The sequence below is a fragment of the Parendozoicomonas sp. Alg238-R29 genome (assembly GCF_947331445.1).
In the GTDB taxonomy this organism is placed as follows: Bacteria; Pseudomonadota; Gammaproteobacteria; order Pseudomonadales; family Endozoicomonadaceae; genus Sansalvadorimonas.
This window is the reverse complement of sequence record NZ_CAMZOG010000048.1, coordinates 23,900-36,059: the sequence shown is the minus strand read 5'-3', so window position 1 is coordinate 36,059 and position 12,160 is coordinate 23,900. Positions and strand designations below refer to the sequence as shown.

The following is a 12,160-nucleotide window of genomic DNA, read 5'->3' as shown; positions in this document are numbered from 1 at the left end:
GTTTGTTAGATCAGGAAGCATCCCATTGGCTCAACCCACATTTATTGTGAACAGAGCCGGACAGTCAATGTCTAGCAGCGAGTGAGAACGACTGCAACTGTATCGACGAGTCAGCTGACACATCGTTTCAAGCCAAATTGTTTCTCTTTCCAGCCTGTTATCAGAGTGCTCAACGGTGTCGAATAAATGAGAAAGTTTACTTGTCATATCTGGATCATGAACAACCGCTTCACGAAACCAGGGAGCCTTCAAAGCACTCTCATTTCCTCCTTCAAAAATATCAACATGGGGATAAATCGCCCGGTAAGACCAGCCACCTTCACTGGCAGCATGCCCGGTATGAACTTCATCTGCGTTCACCAGAATAATACTGCCAACGGGTGCAACATGATGACTTCCGGTACGATAAAACTGCTGAGCACCAGCGGCTATAACGCCGATGCAATAACCTTCATGAACGTGTCGGGAAAATGTCTGAGTGCGATAGCTGGCTTTTAGCAGATCGATTCCACCGAGATCATCGGCACGAATAATACATGCCTTCTCCCTAGAGACGTTTTTCCACATAAACCTTACCCCTTACAGACATTAACTTTCCCGTTAACGCTGTTGTCCACAGATATCCTGATCAAGTCACTGGAATACCTGTGGATAACTACTCTACCCCTGAACACATCAGGTCTTATTTTGTGTGCTTATTTTTTGATCAGGGTCAACTTTACTCACAACCCCTTCAAAATATTTGAAGGCGATTGTCGTACAACACGTTGAACACCCAGCCAACCGGAAAAGCCTATCACCACAGCTCCAAGCAGAGGTAAAGCGCCCCACAGCCACCACACAGGCTCCCAGCTCAACTCGAAAACCTGAGTATTCAGCCAGTAGCTGCACAGCTCCGTTCCAGCAGCAGCAACCAACCCAGATACAGCGCCAAGAATAATAAACTCACCAGCCTGCATAAATACAAGCTGACGACGACTGCCGCCTAGAGAGCGAATCAAGGCACCTTCTTGCAAACGATGGTCGATACTGGATTCAATAACCGATGCCATCACTAACAAACCCGCCAACAGCAAAGCTGCCAACATGGCTTCAACCGCCACAATAGACTGCTCAAGCATATTGCGTACCTGTCCGATAACAGAATCCAAGTCCAGAAGAGTCAATGTTGGAAAATGTGTAATCAGCTGATTTAACTGAACTCTATCTTCACTTTCCAAATAAAAACTGTTTAACCAGGATGCCGGAAGATCCTTAAGAGCCTCCTTCGGGAAAATCATATAAAAGTTTGGCTGAAAAGATTCCCACTGCACTTTACGAATACTGGTGACTGTTTCAGTAACCTTTCTTCCGGACACCATAAATGTCAGCTGGTCACCTATATCAATGCCAAGGTGTTCGGCAATTTCTTCTTCAACAGACAAACCATCGGCGCTGCCCGGCTGCCACCATTCACCTTCCAGCAAAGTATTTGACTCTGGCAGTTCCGGTGACCAGGTCATGTTGAGTTCACGATTCAGAGAATTGTGCCCGCGCTGCTCTTTAGACACAGCCTGTCGCACATCAACACCATTAATCTGAACCAGTCGACCGCGCACTATGGGATATAGCCCACTGGTATCAATATCGCTGTTTTCCAGAAACAGCTCATAATTATCCACATCTTCCGGTTGAATATTCAGTGCAAAGTAGTTGGGGGTATCTTCCGGAAGATCCTTCTGCCAGCGGTCAAGAAGATCGGTTCTTAACACCAGCACAATAGCCATCGCCATAAAGGTCAGAGAAAAAGCCAGTAATTGTGCGGATGAGTGCCCCCTCTGTTGAACCATTCGCTTTACACCAAGCCGCCAGTAAAGGGGCATTGGTTTACCCGATGTTCTTTTATCCACAAGCAGCAATAGCAATTGAACACCCAGGGAAATTGATACCAGAATGACTGCGCCGGTCATCACTAGCCCCGCAGTCATCATCAATTGTCCTGTGTGATACCAAAGCAATAGAATCATTGCTGAAAGGGACAATGCATAAACAAGCCAGGAAGAAGCAGGAGCAGGTGCTAACTCGCGCCGTAAAACCCGCAGAGGAGAAACATTCTGTAAACGTAGCAGTGGTGCAAGACCAAAACCCAACAGAGTAATAATACCTGTAGCACCACCAACTAGTAACGGAGTCAAACCAGGTTGCGGCAACCAGGCCGGCAAAATACCTTTCAAGAGGCTCACAATTCCGGCCTGCAGCAACCACCCAAGCGCCACCCCGGGAATGGCCACAAGAAAAGCCACAAGTACCAGCTCACCCACCAACAGATTTAAAACCTGACGGCGACTGCCACCAAAGCAGCGCATGATAGCCGTGTTATCAAAACGTCTTTCTGCAAAACGCCGACTAGCCATAGCAACTGCTATACCCGCCAGCAAGATAGCTGCCATACTGGCCAGCCCCAGAAACTGTTTCAACCGTACAACAGAATTGCGCAAATCTCGGCGACTATCATCGGCCATCACCAACTTTTCACTGGCATCCAGTTTTCCACTTGTCCAGTTCTGGAAGCCCTGTAACTGTCTTGCATTACCCGCCAGCAGTGTTTTCCAATTCACACGGCTTCCCGGCTGGATAACACCAGTTGCTTCCAGATCCTGCATATTGAACATTAGCCGGGGAGAAAGGCTGTAAAAATCACCACCTCGATCGGTTTCAAGAGTGATCGCACGAGTCACCCGCAACTCGGTTTCCCCAAGAGTGACAACATCTCCAATCTTCACATCCAATAATGGAAACAGGCGGGGTTCCAGCCACGCTTCACCCGGTGCTGGTGTATATTCAAGAGGTTCATCTTCAGCAAAAGGTTGCGGCGCCCCACGCATATACCCACGCAAGGGATAGTTATTTTCTACAGCCTTGGCGGAAACAAGTTGCATCTCATCACCAGCCAGAACAACCGATGGAAATTCCAGTACCGTTGAAAGCTCAAGTCCCTGTTCTTTTGCGCCGGCAGATATAGTGTCCTGCAAAGGTCGGGGGCTGCGAATGACCATATCCGCTCCTAAGACTTCAGCTACCTGATGCCCAAGGGCCAACTGCAACCTGTCGCTAAATAACGATATAGCTGTACTGACAGACACAGCCATAATCAGGGAAAGCACCAGCAGCCAGAGTTCACCGGCTCGCCAGTCCCTGATCATAAAACGCCAGGAAAGGGCTGTGTTGTCTTTGAAAGAAGACGCTTTGATAGAAGCAACCCTGCTCATTCTGCCTCCTTCAAAACACCACCATGGAGATGCAGAACACGGTCACAACGGCTTGCCAGACTTAAATCGTGAGTCACCAGTACCAGTGTTGTTCCGTTTTCCCGGTTGACCTGAAACAGCAGATCAATAATCTTTTCGCCGGTTTTCTCATCAAGATTACCGGTAGGCTCATCAGCAAACAAAATATCCGGTTCGCCTGCAAAAGCTCTGGCAATAGCCACTCGCTGCTGCTCACCGCCCGACAACTGTCGTGGGTAATGATCTGTTCTCTGGTCCAGCCCAACGCGTTTCAACAGATCATCTGCACGCTTAAACGCATCTTTTCTACCAACAAGCTCCAAAGGCAGCATGACATTCTCAAGAGCGGTTAAATTCGGAAGAAGCTGGAACGATTGGAAAACAAAGCCAACATGCTCACCCCGCACTCGAGCTCTACTATCTTCATCAAGATGATCAATACGGGTATCAGCAAGAACTACCGAACCAGCGCTGGGCTGATCCAGGCCGGCAAGAATGCCCAGCAAAGTTGATTTACCGGAACCAGAAGCCCCAACAATCGCCGCAGACTCACCAGACTTGATCTGAAGATTCAGGCCAGACAAGATAGTCAGCTCACCATTACGGGCAACAACTGTTTTGATGAGATCGGATACCGCAACGGCGGTTTGTTGTTGATTGTCGGGAGACGTATGAGTGCTAGCTTCTAAAGGGTGGGCCATAAATTACCGTTTTATCATTCTGTTGCTGTTCACGGTACTCCTACTCAGGGTACCAAGCGCTCTTGGTTCTAACATTCAACCTGAAGCCGACCCCCAGCGCACGAAAAAAATTGTATTAATGTTTGGCGACAGTCTGAGCGCAGCTTACGGTATTGATCTGGATAAAGGCTGGGTTGCCCTTCTGGAAAACCAGCTTCAGAAAACCCACCCCAACTGGCAGGTAGTCAATGTCAGCATAAGCGGAGAAACAACATCTGGCGGTTTAAGCCGTTTACCAGCAGAACTGGAAAAGCACTCACCAGATTTAGTGCTGCTGGAACTGGGAGCAAACGATGGTTTGCGCGGCACGCCCCTGAAATCTATTCAAAAGAACTTTTCCGCCATGCTGCAGCTACTGGCCGACAGCAAAACACCCACTCTGCTCTTTGAAATGCAAATGCCCCCCAATTATGGGCCCGCATATACCAAACGCTTTAACACTATCTATAAAGATTTAAGCAGTGAGTTTGACGTCACTCTAGTACCATTTTTTCTTGATGGAATTGCCGGGCAGGAACAGTTAAATCAACCGGATGGTATTCACCCAACAGCAGAAGCTCAGCCAATACTCTTTAAAAATGTATGGCCGACTATTGAGCCCCACTTAAAGTAAGCAAACAATAAAAAGGGAGTGACTCTCACTCCCTTTGCCTATCAAGAATCCATCTGCTCTTCGACTCGCCCAACAAACCGATAAAAACGTGGATTCTGTTCATCAATCACAAACAGGTCCCCGGTTCTCTGGAAGCCATCTTTATAATTCGGCTCTTCATACTCTCCCTCTGGCTCACAGGGGTAATAGCGGTCAAACAATGATGGTCCTTTTACAAACAGTTCTCCTGGTTTTCCAGGTTCGGTGATTTCCTCCTCAGCCCCAGGCGCAAACAACCTGGTACGCACCATGCGAGACATGCGACTGCTCCAGCCATCAATCTGCTCATCAAACCGGGGAAACAGGTGCTCCTCCCATTGTTCACAACGATCTGCTGGAGTCGCCAGCAAGCTGGCTCCTTCACTCGTACTGTAACAGTTCAAAACCGTCACCTTTCCAGTGCCTGCAATTTTTTGGGCAACGTCCGCATCCATGGGGGAAAACCCGGAAATAACCGTGCGTAGAGAGCAAGGTTCCTGCATGCCTTCCACCAGCTCCAAAACCGATATCAGTTGCTCAGGTGGTATACCTGCACAAGTCACACGATTTTTTGCCAATTGGGATTTGATGACCTCAGGTTCACCTGTTTGATTCAGCACCATCCGCGCGCCTGCCATCAGCCAGTTATAGAGAAACGCCCCTATCCCTGACACTTCTGCCAACGAGAAAGAACACAACAACGAATCACCATTGCGTAGCCCTGCTCCCTCATAAACAAAAGAAGCCAATGCAAACCATTGGTTATGAGTTCTGGGGATTGCAGGGTGCTTATCTGTATGGCGCTTCCAAGTCAGGGTAAAGACTTCATTGGGCGACACTGGGACAGTATCCATTATCTGCCCAAGATGCCTGATTTCATCCTCGGTAGCAGGATGATCCAGCGAAAGGTTCAGAACATCGCCCCCCGAAGGAGAGAAACTGGCAAACTGGCAGGACTCAGGCAACCATGTGCGCGCCTGCTTTAATAAGTTCCGGTGACGATAGTGACAACCCACATACATAACCGGTTCAAGCTGCAAAGACGCCTCTGCCAAGCTCGCTGTGCTTTGATCAACAGACATTGGGCACAACAAAGCTCCGATACGAGCTACAGCCAAATAAAGAACAACTGTTTCGACCGTGTTAGGAAGCTGGGTAACAACCACCTGATCTTTACGTAAACCGGCAGCCAGCAATCGCGCACTGACATCTCGCACCGCAGAGAAAAGATCACTGTAAGTTAACTGTCGGGGAGGAAGATCAGTAAAGGCTTCACGGTCAGGTGGATCAACAAGAGCAAGACGCCCAGGGTGAATGGCGACTGTTCGTCTGAACAGGCTTTCGAGAGACTCTTCTCCCCAGAATCCACGGCGAACATAAAATTCAATGGATTCTCTGCTGCTGGTCTGCATGGTCTGGACGCTTTATTGAGGCTGATTATTATGTACGTACAAAACGCACCCAGACTAGCTAGTCGTGGGATTAACATCAACCGTTATTATCGGCCAGATTGCAGGACTGATATGCACACAGCCTCTATTACCCCTACATAAACAACTAATATTTTTTATGGGGTATTATGAAGATTGCTTGCGGTGCTGCTGAATCAAGTCGTATGCGGCCTGTATTTCCTGAGTCTTACGTTTCGCCACTTCCATCATTTCTTCTGGCAACCCCTTCGAAACCAATTTGTCTGGATGATGTTCACTCATAAGCTTCCGCCAGGCACGTTTTACATCACGATCACTGGCACCGCTGTTAACGCCCAGAGTCGCATAAGCTTCTTTCAGCTCATCTTTACGAGGTGCAGATTGCCAGTTTCCCTGATGGCCACCATGGCCTGCATGATGAGAGTAAAACGCCCGCTGGGCCTGAAAGCGCTGACACAACAAGTCAAAGGCAAGCTTATTAACGCCCAGAAGTTGGCAAGCATCATGAAGAATCGCCATTTCAGCCTGACTGATATCACCATCAGCAAACGCAGCCTGAAGCTGGATCTCCAAAAACATTTGTATCAGGCTGCCGCCAGCCGTCTGCCGAAAGCGAGTTAATACTGCATCAACAGGCGCACCGTTTTTTCCCTGATTAAACAGATGAATAGCCTGCTGACGCTGCTCAGGACTGAGGCGCATCTCATTCATTAATGCTGTAGCAAGCTGAATTTCTTCTTCTTTTACCCGACCGTCTGCCTTGGCCAGTTTTCCCATTACCAGGAAAGTTGCTTCAAAGAATGCTGTCTGGGTTTCGCTCTGGCGTTGACGACCATAAACCATGCGCGGACGCTGGTTTTGGTTATCCAGCCATGCACCCAGCAAGGCCCCCATAATCGCGCCGAACGGGCCACCAAACATCATACCCAAAAGGCCAAATAAAACTGTTCTGAACCACATATAAATATTTATCTCTCAGAGCTGCCCGTTACATCACCACTTGTTTTGCAATAGACAGAACCTGCAGCAAGATCCTTTTCCAGAGTCTGTAAACGCTCGGGAGTTCCCACATCAAGCCAATAACCTGAGTACAACTCACCAGTCACTTGGTTTTCAGCCATTTTTTCCTTCAACAACGGAGTCAAAGGAAACACACCCGGCTGACAATTATCAAATAATTCCGGAGCAAGAACACTGACACCAGCAAAGGTTCCTTTGTTCTCACCATGCTCACTAACCACACCATCGACCAGAGTAAAATCTCCGCCGGGATTATGGTCAGGATTAGACACAAGCACCAAATGCGCCAGACTATTATCCGGTAATCTCAGACGGTTGAAATTAATATCTGTAAAAACATCACCATTCACCAGCAAAAAAGGTTTTTTACCAAGAAGGGGCAATGCTTTGTGAATACCGCCACCGGTTTCCAGCAACTCGTCTTCTGGCGACCAGAGAATTCTTATACCCCAACGCTCACCATTGCCAATAGCTTCTTCTAGCTGCTCTCCCAGCCAGGAATGATTGATCACAACAGTTTTAAAACCAGCCGCCGCCAGCTTTTCTATATGCCATTCAATCAAGGACTTACCGGCAGCGGGTAAAAGCGGCTTGGGAGTATGCAGAGTTAAAGGCCGCATCCTGGTGCCTTTTCCTGCCGCCAGAATCATGGCTACATCCATGGGGAAGTTCCTGGTTGAATCCTTCATCAGTTCTTCAGCTTGTAATCCTGCCACCAGCTTTGCTTTTGCAGCCTCGGTTCGATGTCTTCTTTTAGCCAGAGGGACGTTTCAGCAAACTCGGAATAGCGTTCACATACCCAGCGAAAATAGGCGTACACCCGTGGAAGATCTTTCAGGTAACCATTTTTACCATCACGCAGCCACAGTCTCACAAAAATCCCCAGCACTTTGATATGCCGCTGCGCACCCATCCAATCAAACCACTGATGCAATTGTTCGTTATCAACATTCTCAAGGTACGGCGAACGTTCAGCAAAACGATCCAGCCATTGATAAACCTGAGACTGTGGCCAATCGATATAACAGTCCCTTAACAGGGAAACCGGGTCGTAAGTGACAGGGCCCAACACAGCATCCTGAAAATCAATCAGCCCTAAACCATCAGGAAGCATCATTATATTGCGGGAGTGGTAATCTCTGTGCACGGGAACCAACGGTTGTTCCAGTGCCGAGTGAGTGATTTGAGTAAACAGACTGCTCAGAAGAGTGGCCTCATCTTCTGAAATCTCAACTTTCAGCAATTGCTTTAAAAACCACTCTGGGAATAACTGCATCTCATTGCGCAACCGCTGCTCGTCATACAGGGGTAAAGGATAATCGTCAGGTACCACAGTTTTCTGCAACGCCAACAATGCCTCCATAGCGGACACATAAAGTCGTTCTACGCTGCGCTTTTCAACCAGATATTCTTCAAGGCTGGAATAAAAGAGTTTGTCGCCAAAATCCTCCAGCAGCATATAACCACGACCAACATCCACAGAATGGATGGCTGGTGTGCGAATACCCTGCTCGCGCCAGCTTTTGGCAATAGAAATAAATGGCACGCAGTCTTCATGTTCTGGTGGAGCATCTACAGCAATGAAACTGGTTTCACTAGCTGTATGAGCGCGAAAATACCGGCGAAAACTGGCATCCCCCGAGACGGTTTTCAGCCCACTTTGCTTGTGACGTCCCAACTCTGCTGATAAACGTTCACTGCACCAGTTATCAAGCTCGGAATACCGGGAGTCGGCACACTCCGATGCCTGCTTTGAGGATTTCAGTTCCATGGACTGATGCTTTCCTTCCAACTTTTCCAAGAAATGAGCTAGCTTATACCACCGCGACAACTCGTAGAGTACCCAGGGTGTGTTCACAATGAATTATTGTACCCGGCATTCGTGGCGTCAGGCTTGCTCAATGTAGAGTGACTACGATTCTTGCAAGCCTGCCTAACGCCTGATGGTATTCAGAGCCACTGAGTCGCATATTCAATTGTGAACGCACCCTGGCACTTCTCTAAATATTACAACGTTTGCTAAAGCTTTATCAGTCAAGCTCTGTGATGAACCTGCATATTACAGTATTATGCTCCTTTTTTTTACGGATCCCGACTCATACTCAGGCATTGAGCCTGACATTGAATGGCACGAGATCAGGAGTACCCTTGGCGTTTATACGTAAAAGGGGAATCTCGCCAGAGATGATGGAGTCACCAACAGAAGCCGACGGGAAGGCCGGATTCAAACCGATGGCAAAGAACATCTTCATCTTGAGAAACAAACTCCCTCTGGTTGTCACCACGGGTTTGCTTGCCGGTATTCCGGTACTTCCAGCTGCCAGTGCAGAACTGACAGAAGATACCCAGTGGCTATGTCAGCAGAATGTCACAGGAGATGGCTGGCAATGTAACATAGCCCCCAGAGATACTGGGCCAATACCTTTCGCGAAAAGGGCACCAGTTGCTCCAGCGCTAAAAACCGCACCAGCTATTCCCGTAGTCGTTCAGGGGGTTACAACCCAGGCAAACAGCGCAAAAGCTGTAACTGCCCAAACGGCTCCTGAAGGTGCGGCTGTGTCTGTTCTTCCTGTAGCGGCAACCTCTGCGGGACAAGAGAAATCCCAAACTGTATTCAAGGCTTACGGGACTCTTGATTGGACCCAACTGGATCAGCTGCCACTGTTCAGACAATCCCAGCGCAGCGCCAAAGTCTGTGAAGGTGGTTATGTAGAACCTTATCGCCCAGGTATTGATTACGTTGGTGACCCTTCAGATGCTCCAATTATTGCGGAAGCGGATGAATCCACCTACCTGGAAACCGGCCAGGGTACGCTGACCGGTAATGTTGTTGTTCGCCAAGGCTATCGCCAGATTGAAAGTGACGTAGCCAATATGAATCGCAGCACCAGCGAAGCCGACTTTATTGGCAACGTGGTGATCCGTGAACCAAACATGCTGATGCTGGGCGACCGTGCCGATGTCAATATGGATAGCGGTCGGGCAGAAATCACCAATGCCCAGTATGTGTTCCATGCTGAAGGCAGCCGGGGTGAAGCGGATAAAATTGTTCGCCGGGAAAGTGGCATTATTGATATGGATAAAGCCACTTACACCACCTGTAAACCCGGCAACTGTACTTGGCAGTTAAACGGTAACGAAGTTGAACTGAACCCCAACAGTGGTTTTGGTACGGCCACCAATGCCACGGTCGAGCTTTGGGACGTTCCAGTATTCTATACCCCATGGATTACTTTCCCACTGGATGATCGACGTAAGTCCGGTCTACTGTATCCAACCATTGCTTTTGATTCCTCAGAAGATGGCAACGGGTTTGACTATACCCAAGCTATCTACTGGAACATTGCACCCAATATGGATGCGACCTTTACTCCACGCATCATGACCAACCGTGGTGCCCTGATCGAATCAGAGTTCCGTTATCTGACCAAGTCAGCTAAAGGTGAGCTGGGTGGTGCCTACAGCACGCCAGATAAAGTCAAAGAAGAAAATCTGAACTACGACGAAAACCGTTGGATGGTAAACCTGCGGCACGAACAGAATCTGACCAGCAACTGGAGTTACAGGGCTAACTACACCGATGCCAGTGACCGTGAGTATTTTGATGACTTCGGTACTGATCTGAATATTGATTCCCGGAACCCACTGCATAAAGAGCTATACACCACTTATCAGGGTGGCGGTTTAAGCAGCCATCAGTGGGCAATGACTCTCGGCACCCAGCATCTGGAAAATATGGATCAGGATGAAGACGACCCCTACAACAAGGATATCGACTTCAATCTAGCTGGCAACGTAAACCTCCAGAGTGGTTTTGGTGTTGGTTATGTCCTGGACTATGCTGACTTCCAGCGTGATAAGGACTGGGATTATAAGCGCCAGGTTCTTGTTGATCCTGAGAACGATGTGTACGAGGGTGTATTTGGTGAAGGCTCTGGCATCAACAATGCCGTAGGGCAGCGACTGTACGCAGAAACTAGCGCCAAATATCGTTTCAGTAATAGCTATGCATTTGTAGAGCCTGGGGTGAAGCTCCGCTCTGTTAATTACCGACTGGATCGACTCGACCCAGTAAGTGAGGACAGACCCGACACCACCGCGCCAACATACTATTTAGACAGTGGTTTATTCTTCGATCGCCCAACGACACTGGGAGGCATGAAGTTCACCCAAACACTAGAACCTCGTGCAAAATATATATATACCCCCTATAAAAGTGGCCAAGAGTTAAACCCGGATTTCGATTCCAGTGAATCTTCGTTCACCTACAGCAGTTTATGGCGTGATGATCGATTCTCCGGTTATGACCGTATTGGAGATACGAATCAGCTGTCTTTAGGAATCACCAGCAGATTTCTCGAAGAAAATGGATACGAAAGATTTCGCTTTGGCATAGGTCAGGTTTTCTATTTCAAAGATCGTGAAGTTCTGATCGATCCAACTTTGAATCCAGACGACAACGAAGACACCAACCTGAGCGAAGATAAACGACGCATCCTCGAGGCCAACAAGGCCTCTACATCGCCGATTGCCACTCAGCTGGTTTGGAATATTCGCCGGGATCTACGCCTGACTCAGGACTGGATGTACAACACCAATGGCGGTTATAACCAAGAATACGCTCTGGGGATGCAATATCTACCCAAAGCTGGCAGCGTGTTTAACGCCCGTTATCGTTACCGCGATCAAGTCGACCGTGCAGAGAAATACAGTGACGGCCCCAACAGGGGCAATAACACTGGCAAGTATGTAAACGGTAATCTGGAAGAAGTTGATTTCAGTGCTGTATGGCCGCTGTCCCCTCAGTGGAGTGTTTTAGGCCGCTACACCTACGACATAACCAACAGTCGTAAGATGGAGCAATCGTTTGGTTTTGAACGTGAATCCTGCTGTTATATGATGCGGGTAATGTATCGGAACTGGATTGATCCGGACGACGATATTGATGTTGCCGACGAAGACAAAGGTATTTTCTTTGAGTTTGTCCTCAAAGGTCTGGGCAATATCACCAGCAGCAAGGTCGGAGTCTTCCTGAACGAAATCAGCGGTTACAGCAGCCGCAAGGACTGATTA

Annotated in this window: 9 protein-coding genes; 2 read left to right on the top strand and 7 right to left on the bottom strand. The window is 48.4% G+C overall.

Translation table 11 applies throughout. The features are described from left to right. Positions 1-30: 30 nt before the first annotated feature. The 3 genes from QMA35_RS12985 to QMA35_RS12975 form a co-directional block, all read right to left on the bottom strand. Positions 31-567 carry an AraC family ligand binding domain-containing protein gene (locus QMA35_RS12985; RefSeq protein WP_281647579.1) on the bottom strand — a complete coding sequence of 179 codons (537 nt, stop codon included), beginning with the start codon at positions 565-567 and terminating at the stop codon, positions 31-33. A 155-nt stretch (positions 568-722) separates the two neighbouring features. Continuing rightward, entirely contained in the window at positions 723-3,248 is a 2,526-nt protein-coding gene (locus QMA35_RS12980) for an FtsX-like permease family protein (RefSeq protein ID WP_281647578.1), read from the bottom strand. Then, complete coding sequence (locus QMA35_RS12975) at positions 3,245-3,967, bottom strand: ABC transporter ATP-binding protein (RefSeq protein WP_281647577.1); 723 nt, start codon at positions 3,965-3,967, stop codon at positions 3,245-3,247. Before QMA35_RS12975 ends, QMA35_RS12980 begins: the two co-directional genes overlap by 4 nt. 118 nt (positions 3,968-4,085) lie before the next feature. Between QMA35_RS12975 and QMA35_RS12970 the strand changes: the two genes are divergently transcribed. Continuing rightward, positions 4,086-4,619 carry an arylesterase gene (locus tag QMA35_RS12970; protein ID WP_281647576.1) on the top strand — a complete coding sequence of 178 codons (534 nt, stop codon included), beginning with the start codon at positions 4,086-4,088 and terminating at the stop codon, positions 4,617-4,619. Positions 4,620-4,660: 41 nt separating this feature from the next. On the opposite strand, the gene QMA35_RS12965 is transcribed toward QMA35_RS12970, so the two are convergent. From QMA35_RS12965 to QMA35_RS12950, 4 genes are all read right to left on the bottom strand, one after another. Beyond that, positions 4,661-6,049, bottom strand: coding sequence for a class I adenylate-forming enzyme family protein (locus QMA35_RS12965; protein WP_281647575.1), 1,389 nt, complete (start codon positions 6,047-6,049; stop codon positions 4,661-4,663). 165 nt (positions 6,050-6,214) lie between these two features. Beyond that, positions 6,215-7,027, bottom strand: coding sequence for a co-chaperone DjlA (gene djlA / locus QMA35_RS12960; protein WP_281647574.1), 813 nt, complete (start codon positions 7,025-7,027; stop codon positions 6,215-6,217). 8 nt (positions 7,028-7,035) lie between these two features. Then, positions 7,036-7,749, bottom strand: a complete 714-nt coding sequence (gene murU, locus QMA35_RS12955) for an N-acetylmuramate alpha-1-phosphate uridylyltransferase MurU (protein ID WP_348650944.1) — start codon at positions 7,747-7,749, stop codon at positions 7,036-7,038. A 26-nt stretch (positions 7,750-7,775) separates the two neighbouring features. Further along, entirely contained in the window at positions 7,776-8,858 is a 1,083-nt protein-coding gene (locus tag QMA35_RS12950; RefSeq protein ID WP_281647573.1) for a phosphotransferase, read from the bottom strand. Between the two features lie 377 nt (positions 8,859-9,235). On the opposite strand from QMA35_RS12950, the gene QMA35_RS12945 reads away from it, so the two are divergent. Next, a complete protein-coding gene (locus QMA35_RS12945) occupies positions 9,236-12,157 on the top strand; it encodes an LPS-assembly protein LptD (protein ID WP_281647572.1) in 2,922 nt (973 codons plus the stop codon). Positions 12,158-12,160 lie beyond the last annotated feature (3 nt).